Origin of the sequence: Micromonospora sp. 050-3 (genome assembly GCF_046549335.1) — a bacterium.
Classification (GTDB): Bacteria; Actinomycetota; Actinomycetes; order Mycobacteriales; family Micromonosporaceae; genus Micromonospora; species Micromonospora trifolii.
On record NZ_JAJPVX010000003.1, the window covers coordinates 688,057 to 706,410 of the forward strand.

14 protein-coding genes and 1 pseudogene are annotated in these 18,354 nt (G+C 71.4%); 8 read left to right on the forward strand and 7 right to left on the reverse strand.

Translation table 11 applies throughout. From position 1 onward, the window contains the following. Positions 1-15: 15 nt before the first annotated feature. Complete coding sequence (locus tag ACLJOK_RS31255; protein ID WP_238677294.1) at positions 16-204, reverse strand: DUF397 domain-containing protein; 189 nt, start codon at positions 202-204, stop codon at positions 16-18. After that, positions 195-974 (reverse strand): helix-turn-helix domain-containing protein, encoded by a 780-nt coding sequence (locus tag ACLJOK_RS31260; protein WP_410822228.1) that lies wholly within the window; start codon positions 972-974, stop codon positions 195-197. The genes ACLJOK_RS31255 and ACLJOK_RS31260 overlap by 10 nt, the downstream gene beginning before the upstream one ends. 421 nt (positions 975-1,395) lie before the next feature. On the opposite strand from ACLJOK_RS31260, the gene ACLJOK_RS31265 reads away from it, so the two are divergent. Both ACLJOK_RS31265 and ACLJOK_RS31270 read left to right on the forward strand, forming a co-directional pair. Then, positions 1,396-1,695 (forward strand): hypothetical protein, encoded by a 300-nt coding sequence (locus ACLJOK_RS31265; protein WP_410822076.1) that lies wholly within the window; start codon positions 1,396-1,398, stop codon positions 1,693-1,695. Positions 1,696-1,791: 96 nt separating this feature from the next. After that, the gene (locus tag ACLJOK_RS31270) at positions 1,792-2,637 is read left to right on the forward strand and encodes a hypothetical protein (protein WP_410822077.1); all 846 of its coding nucleotides are present in this window, start codon (positions 1,792-1,794) and stop codon (positions 2,635-2,637) included. Positions 2,638-2,708: 71 nt separating this feature from the next. On the opposite strand, the gene ACLJOK_RS31275 is transcribed toward ACLJOK_RS31270, so the two are convergent. The 4 genes from ACLJOK_RS31275 to mce all read right to left on the reverse strand — a co-directional run bounded on the left by ACLJOK_RS31275 (position 2,709) and on the right by mce (position 8,707). Beyond that, the gene (locus ACLJOK_RS31275) at positions 2,709-4,787 is read right to left on the reverse strand and encodes a hypothetical protein (RefSeq protein ID WP_410822078.1); all 2,079 of its coding nucleotides are present in this window, start codon (positions 4,785-4,787) and stop codon (positions 2,709-2,711) included. Positions 4,788-4,964: 177 nt separating this feature from the next. Then, positions 4,965-6,227 (reverse strand): DivIVA domain-containing protein, encoded by a 1,263-nt coding sequence (locus ACLJOK_RS31280; protein ID WP_410822079.1) that lies wholly within the window; start codon positions 6,225-6,227, stop codon positions 4,965-4,967. Positions 6,228-6,527: 300 nt separating this feature from the next. After that, the gene (ccrA, locus tag ACLJOK_RS31285; protein ID WP_410822229.1) at positions 6,528-7,883 is read right to left on the reverse strand and encodes a crotonyl-CoA carboxylase/reductase; all 1,356 of its coding nucleotides are present in this window, start codon (positions 7,881-7,883) and stop codon (positions 6,528-6,530) included. A gap of 347 nt (positions 7,884-8,230) precedes the next feature. Continuing rightward, positions 8,231-8,707, reverse strand: a complete 477-nt coding sequence (mce, locus tag ACLJOK_RS31290) for a methylmalonyl-CoA epimerase (RefSeq protein ID WP_410822080.1) — start codon at positions 8,705-8,707, stop codon at positions 8,231-8,233. A gap of 61 nt (positions 8,708-8,768) precedes the next feature. Here mce and ACLJOK_RS31295 point away from each other — a divergent pair, with 61 nt between their 5' ends. From ACLJOK_RS31295 to ACLJOK_RS31320, 6 genes and pseudogenes are all read left to right on the forward strand, one after another. Next, the gene (locus ACLJOK_RS31295) at positions 8,769-9,968 is read left to right on the forward strand and encodes an acetyl-CoA C-acetyltransferase (protein WP_238677290.1); all 1,200 of its coding nucleotides are present in this window, start codon (positions 8,769-8,771) and stop codon (positions 9,966-9,968) included. Beyond that, positions 9,965-10,966: a methylmalonyl Co-A mutase-associated GTPase MeaB gene (gene meaB, locus ACLJOK_RS31300; RefSeq protein ID WP_410822081.1), complete on the forward strand. Its 1,002-nt coding sequence runs from the start codon at positions 9,965-9,967 to the stop codon at positions 10,964-10,966. Before ACLJOK_RS31295 ends, meaB begins: the two co-directional genes overlap by 4 nt. A 228-nt stretch (positions 10,967-11,194) precedes the next feature. Beyond that, positions 11,195-11,611: an Asp23/Gls24 family envelope stress response protein gene (locus ACLJOK_RS31305; RefSeq protein WP_410822082.1), complete on the forward strand. Its 417-nt coding sequence runs from the start codon at positions 11,195-11,197 to the stop codon at positions 11,609-11,611. 114 nt (positions 11,612-11,725) lie between these two features. Then, on the forward strand, positions 11,726-13,414 hold the full coding sequence (locus ACLJOK_RS31310; protein WP_410822083.1) for a methylmalonyl-CoA mutase: 1,689 nt from the start codon (positions 11,726-11,728) through the stop codon (positions 13,412-13,414). Positions 13,415-13,591: 177 nt separating this feature from the next. Further along, positions 13,592-14,515: a tetratricopeptide repeat protein gene (locus ACLJOK_RS31315; RefSeq protein ID WP_410822084.1), complete on the forward strand. Its 924-nt coding sequence runs from the start codon at positions 13,592-13,594 to the stop codon at positions 14,513-14,515. A 69-nt stretch (positions 14,516-14,584) separates the two neighbouring features. Further along, a pseudogene (locus ACLJOK_RS31320) lies at positions 14,585-15,580 on the forward strand (arginase family protein); the annotation flags it as partial. A gap of 585 nt (positions 15,581-16,165) precedes the next feature. On the opposite strand, the gene ACLJOK_RS31325 reads toward ACLJOK_RS31320, so the two are convergent. Next, the gene (locus ACLJOK_RS31325) at positions 16,166-18,130 is read right to left on the reverse strand and encodes a penicillin-binding transpeptidase domain-containing protein (protein ID WP_410822085.1); all 1,965 of its coding nucleotides are present in this window, start codon (positions 18,128-18,130) and stop codon (positions 16,166-16,168) included. Positions 18,131-18,354: the final 224 nt, after the last annotated feature.

Here is an 18,354-nt window from a genome sequence, read left to right on the forward strand (position 1 = left end):
CAGGGACCTCCCGGCTCAGGCCGTCGGCTGACGGGCGACGGCCACGAACGCCCGCCATGCGGCAGGCGCGAACACCAGCACCGGACCGGTCGGGTCCTTGCTGTCCCGCACCCCCACGGCCCCAGGCAGATTGTCCGCCACCTCGACGCACTCTCCGTTGCCGCTACGGCTGGACGTGCGCCAGAGCGCCCCGGTCAGGTCCATGAGGTCACAACTTCCTTCATCAGCTCGATCGACTGGCGGCGGGGCAACGCTCTGTTTCTGATCATCTCCCAGCGCGCCAGCAGCGTAGCCACCTCATGGTCGCCATCGACCACGAGACCGTCAATCTGATGCTCCATGTGCCCCACCCAACCACCGTCGGCACCGCGAGCCAGATTGAACGGTCCGGAGAGGCCGACGTGCAGCCCGGCCTCGGCCGGAACGACATGCAGGCTGACGTGCGGTCGCTCCAGGCTGGCGACGAGGTGGGTGATCTGCTCGACCATCAACCCGCGGACCTCCTCGCCGGCACGCCGCAGCACCAACTCGTCGACGACCGCGACGAACTGCGGCGGCTCCGGCTGCACCAGCAGCGACTGACGGTCCAGGCGGGCGTGGACTCGGCGTTCCACCTCGTCGTCGCTGAGCAGGTCGTCGCAGCGGATCACCGCGCGGGCGTAGTTTTCGGTCTGGAGCAGCCCGGGGATCAGCGAAGGCTGAAAGCAGCGCAGTTGGCGGGCGGTGCGCTCGGCGTCCAGCCAGGGCCGGAACCAGCTCGGCTGGCCGTCCCGCTCGGCGAGCTTCAGCAGGTAGACGAGCAGACCGCCGGTGGTCAGCACCTCGTCGGCGCGGGCCAGGAAGAGCCGGTCCAGTGGGCGTTGGCCCAGCTCCAGCGCGGAGACCATCGAGCCGGAGTAGTGCACCAGCCGGCCGAAGTCCTCCTGGCTCATCCCGGCGGCGATCCTTAGCCGGCGCAGTTGCGCGCGGATCATGTCGGCCGTCGGCGCGGCGTCGCCTTCCACAGTGCCTCCGCAGGTCGGGGGTCGTCTCCACCAGAGGCCCCGGCGGATCGCGCCGTCGACGCAGTCCCGCCGCCAGGCACCGTGACGCCTTCCGACCGTAACGGTGTTCTCAGCAGACTGTCACGTACCGGATGGGTACGGCTGCGCGTCACCTGTGGCCAGCCCGCTTCCGGCCCATCGCGCGGGCCGTCGTTGGACGGCGGCGCGTCCGCGCCACAGTCGAGGAGATGACCCCATGCCCACGTCTCGCCCCGTCGGCCGATCGCTGTCCGCCACCGTCACCTTGGCGTCGCGGTCGTCGGCCGGCTGCACCCCGCCGGGCTCCGGCTCAGGCGGGAGGGCAGGTACCCCGACGTCGGGGCTGCCGCAGCCACGGCTCGGGCCGTACCCAGTGTTTCCCCGACCTTGCGGCGCGCGGACGCCGCACACACCGCTGCGGCCCATGTGGTGCTGCCGGGCCGACGGCCAGCCGTGGCCCTGCGCGGACGCCCGGCTGCTGCTCAAGGCGGAGTTCGACGAGGACCCGGCCGCGCTGACGATCTACCTCGCCGGGCTCTACCACGAGGCGGCGCACGACCTGTACCAGCTCAATCCCTACGACGGCCCGGCGCCCAGGGAGTTGTTCGAACGCTTCGTGGCGTGGGGCCCGTTCCGTCGCCCGATGATCGATCCACCCCCGGACGTCGCCTAGACCTGCCCGCAGATCTTGGACAGATTCCGTTAGGCCGTAACGGAAACTGTCCAAGATCTGGTGGCGAGGCGGCGCGCAACGGCGAAAGCTGTTCGGATGCTGCCCGCCGATGACGCCGACGCACTCGACTGGCTCGCCTTCGAGCAGGCGGGCGTGCTGACGACCGCGCAGGTCGCCGGGTTGCTCAGCGAGGGGGTGGTGCGGGGCCGGATTCGCTCCGGTCGGTGGCGGTCGATCTGCCGCGGGATCCTGCTGGCCGGCAACGGTCGACTCACCCGCGATCAACAGTTCTGGGCGGCGGTGCTGGCGGCCGGGCCGGGGGCGGTGCTGGCCGGGGTGTCCGCCGCCGCCGAAGCCGGGGTACGGGGACTGCGACGCGAGCCGCTGCACGTGCTGGTGCCGGCAGCCCGCCGTGCCGCGCGGACCACCCTGCGTCGACTTCCGATCGACATGCCCGCCGTCCTGGTCCACCGCGCGACGGCCCTCCCAGAGGCCCATCTTCAACGTGCCCGCCCACCGCGTACCACGACGGCGCGTGCCCTGGTGGACGCGGCGGGCTGGGCGGCCGGCGTGGACGAGGCGCAGTCGGTGCTGGCCGCCGGTTGCCAGCAACGCCGGGTGCTGCCCGAGGAGTTGCAGGCGGTGCTCGACGTTCTCCCTCGGGCTCCCCGTCGGCGGCTGATCGGGCAGACCATCAGCGACATCGCTGGGGGTGCGCAGGCGCTCTCCGAGATCGACTTCCTGCGGCTGTGCCGCCGACACCGGCTGCCGCCCCCGACCTTCAGGAACACCGGGTCGACGCGGCCGGCAGAAACCGGTGGCTGGACGCGTACTGGCGGGAGTGGCGGGTGCAGGTCGAGGTCGCCGAGACCGTCCGCCGTGCCCTCATCGCAGCCGGCTGGACCCCCACCCCGCCTCTGCGCCGTCCGGCAAAAAAATTAATCTTGGACACTTTCCGTCAGCCGCTGACGGAAAGTGTCCAAGATTTCGAAGCTACGACGGGCGGGTGCCCGTCACTCCTTCTCGATGGTGACCTTGCTGGGCTTGGCGCTGCGCTCGTCGGTGGTCGGCTTGGTGGGTCGCTTGCCGTTCTCACCGGTGCTAGTGATCTTGGTGGGCTTGGCGCCCCGGCCACCCTCGCCCGGAACGGCGGCCACTGTCGGCTCCCCGTCCACGCCGGCGCTCGCCGTGCCACCGTCCACAGTGGTCACCGGCTCGGCCACCGGCCGCGTCGTGGACTGCCCGGACTCCTCCGCGCCCGCGTTCACCGGCTGCCTGGTGTCGGTGGGCTCGGTCTTCAGCCCGGTGCCCGCACCCGACCCGGCGGCAACGCTCACCCCGTCGTCCCCACCTGTGGGCACGCCTCCGCTCGCCCCGTCCTCGCCGGCCGGCGCGGTCGGGCCGTCGATCGGGCCCGCGACACTCTGCAACCGCAGCTCGGACATCTGACGCTGAAGCTCGTCGGACTCCTGCCGGGCCTTCCAGGTCTCCTGCCGCAGATCCGCTAGCTGCTGCTGGGCCTGGGCGATCTCCAACATCACCTGGGCCAACTGCTGCCGGCCCGCCGCCGACTCCTGCTGGGTCGCCGCCAGGTGCTGCTGGGTGGTGGCCAGGTGCTGCTGCGTGGTGGCCGCGTACTCCTCGAACTGCCGTCGGGACGCCGCGACGTGCTCGTCGGCCTTGCGGCGCTTGTCGCCGGCCTCGGTCTCGGCCCGGCTCAACAGCTCGGCGGCCTCCGCCTCGGACCGCTGACGTAGCGCCGCCGCGTCCTGCTCGGCCGCCTGGAGCACGCCGGCCGCGCCCTGCTCGATCTCGTTCTTACGAGCGGTGTACGTGGTCTCCAGCTCGTCCTTGCGCGTCGTGTATTCGGTCTCCAGCTCGTCCCGGCGAGTGGTGAACCCGCTGTCCAGCTCCTGCTGACGGCTGGCGAACCCGGCCTCCAGCTCCTGCTGGCGTGCCGCGTGCTGCTTGTCCAGCTCGTCGCGGCGCTTGGCGAACTCCTGCTCGGCCGCGGACCGTCGCTGCGCCAACTCCCGGTCGGCCGCCTCCCGACGGGAGTTGACCTCCTGCTCCACCCCGGCCCGCCACGCGCCCAGCTCCTGCTGGGTCTGCGCCCGAGTGTGCTGCACGTACGCCTCGGTCTCGGTGCGCATCCGCTGCACGTACGCCTCGGTCTCGGCCCGGCTGCGCTTCGCCGACTCGGTGGCCTGCGTCGTCAGCCGCTCGGCCTCCTGCTGCGCCTTGGCACGGGTGGCCCGACCGGCCATCGACGCATCGTCGATGATCTGCTTGGCCTCCTGCTGCACCTTGGCGTGGGTGGCCCGACCGGCCTCGGTCGCCGTGTCGGTGAGCCGCTTGGCCTCCTGGAGCGCCTTGGCGTGCACCTCCTTGGCGGCGTCGCGCAGATCACTGGCCTCCTGCCGGGCGTTAACCAGCGTCTCGCGGGCCGTCTCGCGCAGCTTGGTGGCCTCCTGCTGGGCCCGGGTGTGGATCTCCTTGGCGGAATCCCGCAGCTGGGTGGCCTCCTGCTGGGCCTTCGCCAGCGCGTCCTGCGCGGCCTTGCGCAACTGCGCCGACTCGTCCTTGGCCGACCGCAGGGTCGCGTCCGCCTCGGCACGCTGGGCGGCGCTGTGCCGCTCCTCCTCCGCACGTCGGGCGGCGAGGGCGATCTCGAAGTCCTTCAGAGCCCGCGCGGCCTGCTCGCGGGCCTCCTCGATGATGTGCTCGGCCGCAGCACGACGGGCCTCGATCTCCCCGTTCGCATCGGTGAGAATCTGCTCGGCCTGCTCCTCGGCGAGCGTGAGGATCGACTCGACCCGCGGGCCGAGGTGCCGGAACGACGCCCGGTCGACCACGTTCATCTGCTTGCGCACCTGGGTCAGGTCGCGCTGGAGAACCTCGACCTGGCCGGCGAGCTTGTGGATCTGTGTGTACGCCTGTTCCCGTTCGGAAGCGAGGGTCGCGATCTCGTGCTCAGCACGTGCGACATAACGGTCGACCTGCTTCTTCTCGTACCCCCGCAGAGCGGACTCGAAGCTGGGCTCCGTCGTCACGTCCCCGCCGAGCGCGAACAGTTCCTCGCCGTGCGACATGCCCCCATCCTCACACGCATCGGGCCCTGCTGGGGCGATACGGACGGCCCTTGTGGGAGCTACTTCACTCCGTTGCGGTCAGCGAATACCAGGGGTTAGGAAACGCATACGGCGCGAGGTGGCACCGGTTACCCGGTGTCACCTCGCGCCGTCGATGCCCCGACCTGACGCCTCGCGTCAGCCGGCGGTCTCCGCGGGCACCCGCTCCTGACCGCCCTCGTTCTTCTTGGCTTCCGGCTTGGCAGCCGGAGCGGCCTGCGCCGGCATTCCCGGAACGATGCCGGCGAGCCCGGAGAGCATCTGACCCAGCTGCGAGGTGACAGCGTCCTTCTGCCGGGTGAGGTCCTCGACCTCGCGGCGGGCGGCCTGCGTGGTCAGCTCCGCCTCGGTGCGAGCCTCGGTGAGCAGACGCTGCGACTCGGCCTTCGCCTCGTTGAGGGTCTTCTCCGAATGCGCCTTGGCCTTGTCGACCGTCTCGGCGGCGTTGCGCTCCGACTCGACCCGCCGCGCCTCGGCGCGCTGCTCAATCTCCTTGGCCCGCTCCTGCGCGGCCCGGGCACGCTGCTCGGCCTCGCTGACCATCTTCTGGGTCTGCGCGACCTGGGCGGAGTGCCGCTCGGACTCCTCGCGCTCGGCCTTCTCTCGACGCTCGGCCAGCTGGAGCTCCAGGGCCTGCAGGTCCTTGTCGCGCTTGTCCCGCGCGTCGGTGAGCAGCTTGGTCGCCTCGGCGCGCTTCTCCTCAGCCTCGCGGGCGGCCTTCGCCCGTTGCTGGGTGATCTCGCGCTCGGCGGTGGCCCGCAGGGTGGCGACCTCCCGCTCGACTGTCGACTTCAGCTCGGCCACCTCGTGCGCGGTGACCGTACGCAGCTGCTTGGTCTCCCGGTCGGCGTCGGCGCGCAGCGTGTCGGCCTCGCGGCGGGCCTGCACCCGGGCCTCGGCGGCCTCGCGCTCGGCGACCGTGCGCAGGTTGCCCGCGTCGCGCTCGGCGCTCGCCTTCATGGCGGCGGCCTCGGCACGGGCCTTGTCGGTGATCTCGCGGGCCTCGAGGCGGGCGGCGGAGAGGATGCCCTCCGACTCGCGCTTGGCCTCGTTGCGGTGGTCGTTGGCCTGCTCCTCGGCGAGCCGGAGGATCTGCTCGACGCGCGTGCCGAGCCCGGAGAGGGTGGGCCGGCTGTTCTCTTCGAGCTGCTTGTTCGTGTCGGTGAGCTTCTGCTCCAGCGCACTCATGCGCTGCTCGGCCTGGCGGAGCCGACGCTGGGCGTCGTTCATCCGCTGCTCGGCCTCGGCACGGGCCTGCTCGGACTGGGTCAGCGCGGCGGTCATCCGGCCGAGGAAGTCGTCGACCTGATGGGTGTTGTAGCCGCGCAGGCCAACGGTGAAATCTGGCTGCGAGTTCGCGTTATCGAAGAACGCGAGAGGGGAGGACTGCTGCTGGGGCATTGGGACATACTGGCAGACGCCCCAGGGTGCTTCGCAAGAGCGGTGCGAAGCTTTCGTGCCCTCATTACATGGTCAACTCCCACGATCGGCGAGGTCGGACCAATCGGCGATCTTGGCAGGTCCCGGCGGGTCGGACGCCACGCAGCGTGACGCGGAAAAGGGCCCCGGGGTTACCCCGAGGCCCTTTGTTCGATCCGGGTGGCTTATCCGCTAATGGGGGCGGAAGAACAATGAGCGATCAGCGCAATGGTCAACCGGCGTTCCACCGTCCGGTCGGGACCCGGCAACCGGCGGTGCCGGTCAGTGACCCCGGAACCGGTTGATCGCGTCCTCGTGCCGGGCCCGCAACTCTCCGTCGCGTACGCCCAGCCCGTCGGTGGGTGCGAGGCAGCGCACGCCGACCTTGCCCTGGTGGGCGTTGCGGTGCACCTCGTACGCGGCCTGGCCGGTCTGCTCCAGCGGGTAGGTGCGGGACACCGTCGGGTGCACCTTGCCGAGCGCGACGAGGCGGTTGGCCTGCCACGCCTCGTGGTAGTTGGCGAAGTGGCTGCCGACGATCCGCTTGAGGTGCATCCACAGGTAGCGGTTGTCGTACTGGTGCAGGAAGCCGCTCGTGGAGGCGCAGGTGACGATGGTCCCACCGCGCCGGGCCACGTAGACGCTGGCGCCGAACGTCTCCCGACCCGGGTGCTCGAACACGATGTCCGGGTCCTCGCCACTGGTCAGCTCGCGGATCCGTTCGCCGAAGCGCCGCCACTCGTCCGGGTCCTGGGTCTCCTCGTCCTTCCAGAAGCGGAAGCCCTCAGCGGCCCGGTCGATGACCAGATCCGCGCCCATCCGGCGGCACAGCTCGGCCTTCTCCGGTGAGGACACCACGCAGACCGGGATCGCGCCGCCGTTGAGTGCCATCTGGGTGGCGTATCCGCCGAGGCCGCCGGACGCGCCCCAGATCAGCACCACGTCGCCCTGCTTCATGTTGGCGCCGTGGTGGGAGACGAGCTGTCGGTACGCGGTGGAGTTGACCAGCCCGGGGCTGGCCGCCTCCTCCCAGCTCAGGTGCCGCGGCTTGGGCATCAGCTGGTTGGCCTTGACCACCGCCAGCTCGGCCAGCCCGCCGAAGTTGGTCTCGAAGCCCCAGATCCGCTGCTGCGGGTCGAGCATGGTGTCGTCGTGCCCGGCCGCGTCCTCCAACTCGACGGAGAGGCAGTGCGCGACCACCTCGTCGCCGGGGGCCCAGCGGGTCACCCCCGGGCCGGTGCGCAGCACCACGCCCGCCGCGTCCGAGCCGACCACGTGGTAGGGCAGGTCGTGCCGGCGGGTCAGCTCGGAGACCCGGCCGTAGCGCTGGAGGAACTTGAAGGTGGACACCGGCTCGAAGATGCTGGTCCACACGGTGTTGTAGTTGATCGCGCTGGCCATCACCGCGATCAGAGCCTCGCCCGGCGCCAGCTCCGGCGTCGGCACCTCCTGCACGTGCAGCGCCTTGCGCGGGTCCTTGTCCCGGGTGGCCATGCCGTCGAACATCCGGGCTTCCTCGGCGCGGACCACCACGCCCCGGTAGCTCTTTGGTACGGGCAGCCCGGCGAGGCCGGCGAGTTCGCGGTCCGGATCGTTCGATTCCTCCGCCGCCATGATCGCTTCGAGGATGTCCTGCACGGTGACCTCCGGTTCATCCGCACCCGCACGGGCCCGGGTGCTGCCATCGTCGGCGCCGGTGGGCACGACCGCCATGTCGGCATTCGACACATCCGGCACCGGTCGCGCTCCTGTGGGGCCGGACGTTACTGAACGGTAGCTAGGCCGGGAAGTCCTCTGTGAAAAACTGCATCCGCCGATGCGTGAAGGTGTCCAACCACCCCGCCAACCGCGCACTGACGTGCGCGCACCCCGACCCTGACGGCCGCCACCCCTGTTGATCAAGAGCTTTCGGTCACCCGCGAGGCGCAGGCTGACGCAAACCTCTTGATCAACCCGGGAGGTGGGGGCAGGGGGCGGGCGGGGGGTTAGTGGGGGGTGGGGGCGGGTTGGACCAGTTCGACGAGGACGCCGCCGGCGTCCTTGGGGTGGACGAAGTTGATCCGGCTGTCCGCGGTGCCACGCCTCGGAGCGTCGTAGAGGAGGCGCATGCCGCGCTCGCGCAGCGCCGCGCAGGCCGCGTCGATGTCCACCACGGTGTACGCGACCTGCTGCACGCCCGGCCCGTTGCGGTCCAGGAACTTCGCGATCGTCGACTCCGGGGTGAGTGGGGCGAGCAGCTGCAGGCAGCCACCCTCGGTGGTCGGCCCGACGGCCAGCATCGCTTCTCGAACGCCCTGCTCGGTGTTGGTCTCCACGTGTACGCAGCGCATCCCGAACGTCCGCTGGTAAAAGTCGATAGCGGCGTCCAGGTCGGCCACGGCGATCCCGACGTGGTCAATCTTGCGAAGTCCGATGTCTGTGACGTAGTCCGCACCGGGCTCGACGGGGGAGTTCTCTGCCATGGCGCTAGTCTGACCGAACAATCGTTAAGGCGTACAGCTCGGCACCCCCTCGGAGGCAGGCATGGCTTCGGTGATCGTCAGCGGCGCGCGGACCCCGATGGGCCGGCTGCTGGGCAACCTCAAGGACCTCCCGGCCACGAAGCTCGGCGGGATCGCCATCAAGGCGGCGCTGGAGCGTGCCGGCGTCAGCCCGGACCAGGTCCAGTACGTGATCATGGGGCAGGTGTTGCAGGCCGGCACCGGTCAGATCCCGGCTCGGCAGGCGGCGGTCGAGGCCGGCGTGCCGATGTCAGTGCCGGCGCTGACCATCAACAAGGTCTGCCTCTCCGGCCTGGACGCGATCGCCCTGGCCGACCAGCTGATCCGCGCCGGCGAGTTCGACATCGTGGTGGCCGGCGGCATGGAGTCGATGACCAACGCCCCGCACCTGCTGATGGGTCAGCGCACCGGCTACAAGTACGGCGACGTGGTGGTCAAGGACCACATGGCGCACGACGGGCTCAGTGACGCCTGGGACTGCTGCTCGATGGGTGAGTCGACCGAGCGGCTCGGTGCCAAGCACGGCATCTCCCGCACGGAGCAGGACGCCTTCGCCGCCGCCAGCCACCAGCGGGCCGCCGCCGCGCAGAAGAACGGCCACTTCGCCGACGAGATCGCCCCGGTGGTCATCCCGCAGCGCAAGGGTGACCCGCTGGTGATCACCGAGGACGAGGGCATCCGCCCGGACACCACTGTCGAGTCGCTGGCCAAGCTGCGCCCCGCCTTCGCCAAGGACGGCACCATCACCGCCGGCAGCTCGTCGCCGATCTCCGACGGCGCCGCCGCGGTGCTCGTGATGAGCAAGGCCAAGGCGAAGGAGCTGGGCCTGACCTGGCTGGCCGAGATCGGTGCGCACGGCAACGTGGCCGGCCCGGACAACTCCCTGCACTCGCAGCCGTCCAACGCGATCAACCACGCCCTGAAGAAGGGCGGCCTGAGCGTCGCGGACCTGGACCTCATCGAGATCAACGAGGCGTTCGCGCAGGTCGGTGTCCAGTCCACCCGGGACCTCGGGATCAGCCCGGACAAGGTCAACGTCAACGGCGGCGCGATCGCGCTGGGTCACCCGATCGGCATGTCCGGCGCGCGCCTCGTACTCACCCTCGCCCTGGAGCTGAAGCGGCGCGGCGGTGGCACCGGCGCGGCCGCGCTCTGTGGCGGCGGTGGCCAGGGCGACGCGCTGATCATCCACGTGCCGGGCAAGGCCGCGGCCAGCCAGTGAGCGAGGCTGAGCACGTCCCGGCAGCGGGCACCACGTCGGTGCGCCGCAGCCGGGACGTACCGCTGCTGGTCGAGCGGGCCCGCACGGGCGACCCCCGCGCGGTGGCCCGGCTGATCACGTTGGTGGAGAACGGTGACGCGCTGTTGCCGGCGATCGCCGCGGCGCTGGCGCCGTACGCGGGGCAGGCCCAGGTGGTCGGGCTGACCGGTTCACCCGGGGTGGGCAAGTCGACCACCACGAACGAGCTCGTCCGCGCGCTGCGGGCGCGCGGGCACCGGGTGGGCGTGTTGGCGGTCGACCCGTCCAGCCCGTTCACCGGCGGAGCGATCCTCGGTGACCGGGTGCGGATGCAGGACCACGCCACCGATCCGGGCGTCTACATCCGGTCGATGTCCAGCCGGGGGCACCTCGGCGGGCTGGCCGCGGCGACGCCGCAGGCGGTCCGGGTGCTGGAGGGCGCCGGCTGCGACGTGGTGCTGGTGGAGACGGTCGGCGTCGGGCAGGCCGAGGTGGAGGTCGCCTCGCTCGCCGACACGACGCTGGTGCTGCTCGCGCCCGGGATGGGCGACGCGATCCAGGCGGTCAAGGCCGGCATCCTGGAGATCGCCGACGTGTTCGTGGTCAACAAGGCGGACCGCGACGGCGTCGACGCCACAGTCCGTGACATCCAGGGCATGATCGCGCTCGGTGAGCGCGGGCCGGGGCAGTGGCGGCCCCAGGTGGTCCGGTCGGTCGCCGCGCGCGGCGAGGGCATCGACGACATCGCCGCCGCCATCGACAAGCACCGGGGCTGGCTGGTCGAGCACGGCGAGCTGCGCCGCCGCCAGGAGGCGCGGGCCGCCGCCGAGATCGAGGCGATCGCGCTCGGCATCCTCCGTGCCCGGATCGGCTCACTGCGCGACGGTACGGAGTTGGCCACGCTCGCCACCACGGTTGCCGAGGGCGCCACCGACCCGTACACGGCGGCTGACGAGTTGCTCGCCCAGCTCGCGCGCTGACCCGGCGTTCCGCCGACCGGCGCATCGACCTGGACGAGCCGGGCCGGGACTGTCCGGTACGGACGGACGTCGTCGCTGGTGCGGCCGGCGCAGCGCGCCTTACGCCCGCAAGCGAAGGTCGCTCTGGTTTTAGTAGGCTCGCCGCGCGTGGCCGCACGTGAGGCTTCCGCGAAGCGGGCTGACGAGCCGGTCGGTCCACAGTGCACCGGGACCAGGGGAGATGTGATCATGACGGACGCGGTGGAGAACGCCGGCGCAGTGCAGCCCGCCACGGGCGCGGCCCGGGGTGTCACGTCGGTTTCCGACGAGGTCGTGGAGAAGATCGCCGGTGCGGCCGCTCGCGCGGTGCCCGGTGTCGCCGATCTCGGCGGTGACGTGGCCCGGTTCTTCAACAGCGTGCTGGACAAGGTCGGCCTGGACACTGTTGGCGATGCTCGCCGGGGCGTCTCGGCCGACGTGAAGGGCAGCGCGGCCGTCATCAACGTGGTCCTGGTGATCGACGCCGGGCACGTGGTGGCCGACGTGACCGAGGCGGTGCGGGCCGGGGTGATCGAGGCGGTGGAAAATTACGGCCTGACGGTCACCCAGGTCAACGTCACGGTGGACGACATCGAGCTGAACCAGCCGGGCGCGGCAGCGGTCTGAGGGGTCGACGCCGGTCAGCTCACGTTACCCGTGGGTACGGGCTGACTTAGCGATCGTTCAGGTAGGGGCCTTACACTCGACGTGCAGTCGAGGACCCGAGGAGGAGCCCTGCTCATGGACGCCGACGAGATCGACGCCGGACGGGCGCGCTGGCAGGCCCGGTACGACGCCGCGCGCAAGCGGGACGCGGACTTCACCACACTCTCCGGTATGACGGTGGAGCCGGTGTACGGGCCGCCGGAAGGCGCCACCTATCCGGGCTTCGAACGGATTGGTTGGCCGGGCGAGTATCCGTACACCCGCGGTTTGTATCCGACCGGCTACCGCGGGCGGACCTGGACGATCCGGCAGTTCGCCGGCTTCGGCAACGCCCAGCAGACCAACGAGCGTTACAAGATGATCCTCGGCGCCGGCGGCGGCGGGCTCTCGGTGGCGTTCGACATGCCGACACTGATGGGTCGCGACTCGGACGACCCGCAGGCGCTCGGCGAGGTCGGCCACTGCGGCGTGGCCATCGACACCGCCACCGACATGCAGGCGCTCTTCGACGGCATCGACCTGGCCGGCGTCACCACCTCGATGACCATCTCCGGCCCGGCCGTGCCCGTGTTCTGCATGTACCTGGTCGCCGCCGAGCGGCAGGGCGCCGACCTGTCCAAGCTGGACGGCACCCTGCAGACGGACATCTTCAAGGAGTACATCGCGCAGAAGGAGTGGCTCTTCGACCCGGAGCCGCACCTGCGCCTGATCGGCGACCTGATGGAGTACTGCGCCCGGGAGATCCCGCGCTACAAGCCGCTGTCGGTCTCCGGCTACCACATCCGTGAGGCCGGCTCGACCGCTGCGCAGGAGCTGGCGTACACCCTGGCGGACGGCTTCGGCTACGTCGAGCTGGGTCTCTCGCGTGGGCTGGACGTGAACGTCTTCGCGCCGGGCTTGAGCTTCTTCTTCGACTCGCACCTCGACTTCTTCGAGGAGATCGCCAAGTTCCGTGCCGCCCGCCGGATCTGGGCCCGCTGGCTGCGCGACGTCTACGGCGCCACCAGCGAGAAGGCCCTGTGGCTGCGGTTCCACACGCAGACCGCCGGGGTGTCGCTGACCGCGCAGCAGCCGGTCAACAACGTCGTACGGACCGCCGTCGAGGCTCTCGCGGCGGTGCTCGGCGGCACCAACTCGCTGCACACCAACGCGCTGGACGAGACCCTGGCGCTGCCCACCGACGAGTCTGCCGAGATCGCCCTGCGTACCCAGCAGGTGTTGATGGAGGAGACCGGTGTGGTCAACGTGGCCGACCCGCTCGGCGGCTCCTGGTACGTCGAGGCGCTGACCGACAAGATCGAGGCCGAGGCGGAGGAGATCTTCACCCGGATCCGGCAGCTCGGTGGGGACGGGCCACACCAGATCGGCCCGATGACCTCGGGCATCCTGCGCGGTATCGAGGACGGCTGGTTCACCGGGCACATCGCCGAGTCGGCCTTCGTCTACCAGCAGGCCCTCGAGAAGGGCGACAAGAAGATCGTCGGGGTCAACTGCCACACCGGCACGGTCGCCAAGGAGCTGGAGATCCTGCGCATCTCGCACGAGGTGGAGCTGGAGCAGCGCCGGGTGCTCGCCGAGCGCAAGGGCGCGCGGGACGAGTCGGCGGTCCGCGCGGCGGTGACCCGGATGATCGAGGCGAGCCACACCGACGAGAACATGATCCCCGCCATGCTCGACGCGGTCCGCGCCGAAGCGACCCTGGGCGAGATCTGCGACGCCCTGCGCGCCGAGTGGGGCACCTACCGGGAGCCAGCCCGCTTCTAACCGCCACCCCCACCCCCGTCGATCTTGCGGTCTCTGCGCCGACATAAGGCATGAATGCGGCGTACCGGCGACAGGATGTGCAAGATCGCGGGGGGGGTGTGGGCGGGGCGTGAGAGTTGCAACGTCGGGGTTGCGGGTGAGCTGAGATCGGGGGCTCACGTGCGAGACTAGGTAACCATGAGCGACCCACGGATCACCTCGTCGATCTTCACCCGCGGCGCGGTCGACCTCAGCACGCTGCGTGGCCCCGCACCAGCAAGTACCCGCCCCGGCACGCCCCCGCAGGGCGGCCCGTCCAACGGCGCACCCGGCGCGCCCACCGCCGACGGTGACACCGCCATCGTGGATGTCACCGAGGCGACCATCCAGTCCGACGTGCTCGAACGCTCGATGGTCACGCCCGTCGTCGTGTTCTTCGGCGCGGCCGGCTTCCCGGAGAGCGACGAGTTCGCCCCGGTCCTGGAGCGGCTGAACGCCGAGGGCGGCGGCACCTGGGTGCTGGCCCGGGTCGACGTGCAGGAAAATCCCCGAATCGCCCAGATGTTCCGGGTGCAGGGCATCCCCATGGTCTACGCGGTCGTCGGCGGCCAGCCGGTCGACGCCTTCTCCGGAGTGGTGCCCGAGGCGCAGCTGCGGCAGTGGATCCAGGCCGTGCTCAAGGCCGGCGGCGTGTCTGTCGCCGAGCCGGAGGACCCCCGCCTCGACGAGGCGGACGACGCGCTGATGAGCGGCGATCTGGACGCCGCCGAGCAGGCGTACCGGAAAATCCTCGCCGACGCCCCGGCGGACGCCGCGGCCACGGCGGGGCTGGCCCAGGTCGGGGTGGCCCGCCGGGTGGCCGGCGCCGACCCGTCCACCGCGCTGGCCGCCGCCGAGAGCGCCCCCGACGATGTCGCCGCCCAGCTGCTGGCCGCCGACATCGAGGTGCTCAGCGGCCTGGCCGAGCAGGCGTACGCGCGGCTCGTCGGTCTGGTCCGTCGCACCGCCGGTGAGGACCGTGAGACGGTTCGCCAGCACCTGGTCTCGCTCTTCTCCATTGCCGGCCCGGACGATCCGGCGGTCGCCTCGGCGCGTCGGGCTCTGGCCAGCGCCCTGTTCTGAGTTCGTAGCACGCCAGCGCGGGCCGGCGTTCCGGCCGGCCCGCCCGACCACCGAGGACGGGAGCTCACGATGCGCCGGATCGCCGTCCTCGACGCGCCGACAAATCTCGGTCTACGGCCGCCGACGCCAACGTCGGTCCCGGGTTGCGCCAAGGCGCCCGGGGCGCTGCGCGACCACGACCTGCTGGCCCGGCTCCGCGCCCGCGACGCCGGTTGCGTCACCCCCGCCCGGTACGACCCGGGGGACTGGCGGCCCGGGGACGGGGTGTGCCACGCCCGGGAGATCGCCGACTACTCGTTGGCCCTCGCCGAACGCATCGGCTCGATCATCGACCGGGGCGAGTTCCCGGTAGTGCTGGGCGGCGACTGCTCAGTGCTCCTCGGCTCGGCCCTGGCCATGCACCGCCTCGGCGAGGCCGTCGGCGGGCGGATCGGGCTGGTCTTCGTCGACGGGCACTCCGACTTCCGGCACCCCGGCAACGCCTCCTACGTCGGCGCGGCCGCCGGTGAGGACCTGGCCCTGGTCACCGGGCGAGGGCAGGCCGACCTGGCCGCGCTGGAGGGCCGCCGGCCCTACTTCCGCGACATCGACGTGGTGGTGCTCGGCATCCGCGCTCAGGACGAATACCGGCTCGACCTCCAGGCCGCGGGGATCACCACCCGACCGGTGCCGGCGCTGCGTGCCGAAGGTGCCGCCCGGACGGCCCAGTGGGCGCACGAGCAACTCGCCGACTGCGCGGGCTACTGGGTGCACATCGACGTGGACGTGCTCGACCCGGCGGTGATGCCCGCCGTGGACGCCCCCGACCCGGGCGGAATCGCCTTCGCCGAGCTGGAGATCCTGCTCGCCGGTCTGGTCGACACCCCGCACTGCCTCGGTGTGGAGCTGACCGTCTTCGACCCCGACTACGACCCGGACGGCTCGTACGCGGCCGAGATCGTCAACACAGTGGTCGCCGGTCTGGCACCGGTGACCGCCCCGGAAGCCGTGCCGCCCCGACTGCTGTCGGCCCGGCCGACGCCCTCCCCGCGGCGCGGCAACGGCCGGGCCGCGACCGCCACCGAGCGGCTCGACCGTGCCGAGCGCCCCGCCCGTGCAGAGCGGCTCGACGGGCTGGGTGAGCTTGACGGGCTCGACCGTGCTGAGCGGGTTGCGCGGCTTGAATTCCCCGCTGGCACCGGTCCCGCTGGCACCGATCCCGCTGACACCGACCCCGCCGATGTCGGGCCTGCTGGGCTCGGGTCTGCCGATGTCGGGTCTGCCGGCGGCGGTGTCCCCGGCGGCGGTTCGTCGGTGAGCGAGGTGCCGCACGACGTACCGGCCGAGGCGGAGTCAGCCGGCACTGGCGGACGGGCCCACTCCGAGCCATCGGGCGTCGCGGCCAGCATCGCGTCCCTGGTCGAGCGCGAACCGGTCGGCCCGCCGGCATCGGCCGGCCCAGGTCTCCTCCGACGCACCGCCCCGTCGACCCAGAACCCGCCCGAAAGGCACGAAGCCGACACCGCCTGACTCGGCTCTCGGCCCCCCGGCCCTCGGCCCCCTTGCCTTGATCGACTCGGTTTCAGTGAATCCGGGGTGTCCGAGTGGCTCGGACACCGCGGTTTCAGCGAAACCGAGTCGATCAAGACTGGGCGCCGGGAGGGCGTGGGGTCAGGGGGTTGGGAGGGCGCGGAGGAAGCGCTCGGCCATCGGGACGGCCGAGGCGGTGCTGGCCCCGCCCTTCTCCACGAAGACGGCGAACGCCACGTCGCCCCGCCAACCGACGAACCAGGCGTGGGTGTGCGCCGGGTTGTCGTCGTACTCGGCGGTGCCGGTCTTGCCGTACACCTCTCCCGGCACGTCCTTGAGCGCGCTGCCGGTGCCGGCGGTGACCACCTCGCGCATCATCGTGCGCAGCGCCGCGACGGATTCCGGCTTGAGCTGCTCGCCTGCCGGGGCCGGCTTGGCCGGCGCCGGATCGATCAGCAGCTTCGGCTGCTCGAAGCGGCCGCGGGCGACGGCGGCGGTGGCGCCGGCCATGGCGAGCGGGCTGACCAGCGTGGTGCCCTGCCCGAACGACGCGGCGGCCTGCTCGGCCAGGCTGCCGCCCGTGGAGACCTTGCCGGTGAAGGCGTCAGTGCCGAGGTCCCACTGACCCTCCAGGCCCAGCGAGCGGCCGGCGGCGGCCAGCCCGTCGCCGCCGAGCTTCGGGGCCAGCGCGGCGAACGCCGTGTTGCAGGACTTGGCGAAGTCGGTGCGGAACGGCACCGAACCGAGCTCGAAGTTGTCCGAGTTCTTGAAGGAACGGCCGTCCACGGTGAAGGTCTTCTTGCAGTCCACCGGGCCGTCCAGCGTGACCGCGCCCCGGTCCAGCAGGCCCAGCGTGCTGACCATCTTGAACGTGGAGCCCGGAGGCACCTGGGCGTCGAAGGCCAGATTCTCCCCGGCCGGGCCGGGGCCGTTCGCGGCGGCGAGCACGGCGCCGTCGCTGATCCGGATCGCAACCAGGGCGGACCGGCGCGACTCGGCGCGCAGCGCCCCGTCGGCCGCGTTCTGGACGGCGACGTCCAGCGTGGTCTTCAGCGCCTGCCCGGGCTGCGGCTCCCGACGGAACAGCTCGGCGCCGGTGGGTTCGAGTTTGCCGCCCTCGGTCGGACGTTCGACCACCACGGTCAGCCCGGGGCCGCCGCGCAGTCGTTCGTCGTAGCGGCCCTGAAGCCCGCCGTGCCCGACCAGATCGCCGACGACGTACCGGTCGGGGTGTGCGGCGAGGTCGTCGGCCTGCGCCGGGTCGACCGAGCCGAGCAACGCACGGGCGAACTCGCGGGTGGGCGCCAGGTCGATCTTGTCGGAGACGAACTTGGTGCCGGGCAGGTCGTAGATCCGGGGCTTGATCTGCCGGTACGCCTCCTCGCGGAGCGACACCACCTCGACGAAGGCACCCGGCTCGGCCTTGGCCACCCGGTCGGGCAGGTCGGCCAGGTCGACGCCGGGGACCAGCGCCGGGCGGATCGCCTTGAACGCCGCGTCGAGGTCCTTGACGAGCTTCTTGAGGTCGGTGACCCCGTTGGGCTGCACACCCACCCGGACCACCGGGCGCGGGGTCACCAGCGGCTTCCCGGCGTTGTCCAGCAGCGCGGCGCGGGCACTGGCGTCGCGACGCAGCGCCAACCGGTCGCCCTTGGTGATCTGTTCGTGCAGCACCTTCGGCTCCCAGATCACCTGCCACTGGTCGTCGTCGCCCTGGGCGAGCCGCACCTCCCGGTCGTACGCCCAGCGGGTCTGACCGGGCAGGGCCCACTCCACCTGGACGGTCGTGGTCGCGATGTCCTTCGTGATCTTCGGCTCGCCGCGACGCGTCAGCGTGGGCGGAGTCGCCGCCAGCTCACCGGAGAGGTCCTTGATCTCGCGCGCCACGTCGGCCGACGGCAGTTTCGAGCCGAGCGGGTCGATCAGACCGACCGCCTGGAGGTCACCGCTGCGCCAGCCCGCGAGGAAGGCGTCGACGGTGCGCTGCGGCCCGTCGTCACCCGAACAACCGACCAGGACACCCGCCGCGAGCAGGGCCGTGGTGACGGCGGCGGCCAGCCGGCGGGCGGGGTTCGGCCGGTGGGGCCGGGGGTACGACAAAGGCATGAAGCTGGTCCTTCCGATCTCGGACTGCCCTCGCACGGTAGTACGCGAACGCCGTCCCCAACGTCCCCCAGGTGCTCGGCCGCGCTCAAAGACGGGCCCCGCCCGTGTGATGAACATCGCGTGGCGGGGTATCCCGCAGCCAGCCAACCTCGGACCCGCAACGGGTGAAAGGACAAAGTCCCGATCCGGACGTCTGGTCAGTGGTCCGCCGACGAAGGCGCACA

Bases quoted from the DNA above. Each gene is read 5' to 3' on its own strand.
- ACLJOK_RS31275 (WP_410822078.1), bottom strand. From the start codon at position 4,787: ATGTCGCACGGCGAGGAACTGTTCGCGCTCGGCGGGGACGTGACGACG.
- ACLJOK_RS31310 (WP_410822083.1), top strand. From the start codon at position 11,726: ATGGACGCCGACGAGATCGACGCCGGACGGGCGCGCTGGCAGGCCCGG.
- ACLJOK_RS31280 (WP_410822079.1), bottom strand. From the start codon at position 6,227: ATGCCCCAGCAGCAGTCCTCCCCTCTCGCGTTCTTCGATAACGCGAAC.
- ACLJOK_RS31325 (WP_410822085.1), bottom strand. From the start codon at position 18,130: ATGCCTTTGTCGTACCCCCGGCCCCACCGGCCGAACCCCGCCCGCCGG.
- ACLJOK_RS31260 (WP_410822228.1), bottom strand. From the start codon at position 974: ATGATCCGCGCGCAACTGCGCCGGCTAAGGATCGCCGCCGGGATGAGC.
- mce (WP_410822080.1), bottom strand. From the start codon at position 8,707: ATGGCAGAGAACTCCCCCGTCGAGCCCGGTGCGGACTACGTCACAGAC.
- ACLJOK_RS31270 (WP_410822077.1), top strand. From the start codon at position 1,792: ATGCTGCCCGCCGATGACGCCGACGCACTCGACTGGCTCGCCTTCGAG.
- ACLJOK_RS31305 (WP_410822082.1), top strand. From the start codon at position 11,195: ATGACGGACGCGGTGGAGAACGCCGGCGCAGTGCAGCCCGCCACGGGC.
- ACLJOK_RS31295 (WP_238677290.1), top strand. From the start codon at position 8,769: ATGGCTTCGGTGATCGTCAGCGGCGCGCGGACCCCGATGGGCCGGCTG.
- ACLJOK_RS31255 (WP_238677294.1), bottom strand. From the start codon at position 204: ATGGACCTGACCGGGGCGCTCTGGCGCACGTCCAGCCGTAGCGGCAAC.
- ACLJOK_RS31315 (WP_410822084.1), top strand. From the start codon at position 13,592: ATGAGCGACCCACGGATCACCTCGTCGATCTTCACCCGCGGCGCGGTC.